Annotated in this window: 1 protein-coding gene; it reads right to left on the reverse strand. The window is 24.3% G+C overall.

Going from position 1 to position 362, the window contains the following annotated elements; genetic code table 11:
• A partial coding sequence (locus tag ABGF48_RS08495) for a glutaredoxin domain-containing protein (protein WP_408105901.1) occupies nt 1-179 on the reverse strand: 179 nt, incomplete at its 3' end.
• Between the last annotated feature and the right edge of the window lie 183 nt (nt 180-362).

A 362-nucleotide genomic window follows, 5' to 3' on the forward strand; every position in this document is an offset into this window, starting at 1 on the left:
CCACTCGTATTGAAGAATTTTTTTATATCTAATCCAGATTTTTCGTGCCACAACTTTAACTCTTCTTTTGACGGATTTTCAGTATCAATATTTCTGTATTTGTACTGAATATTTTTTTCTTTTAACATTTTTTCAACAGCCTTACAAGTGCTGCATTTTTTATAGCAAATAAGTTTCATTTTATTCTCCTGTCTTGTTTTATTCTATTATATCAAAATTAAATTTTTATGTCGCTGTTATAAAATGTTACTTATAAAAATATGGGATGTTGCAATAATAATTAGTTATTTGCAACATCCTCTTTTATTTATATTTCCAATTCATATATATGTTTTATTAATAAGAATTGCTGTTATTACCTT

Origin of the sequence: Helcococcus bovis (assembly GCF_046035835.1) — a bacterium.
Classification (GTDB): Bacteria; Bacillota; Clostridia; order Tissierellales; family Peptoniphilaceae; genus Helcococcus; species Helcococcus bovis.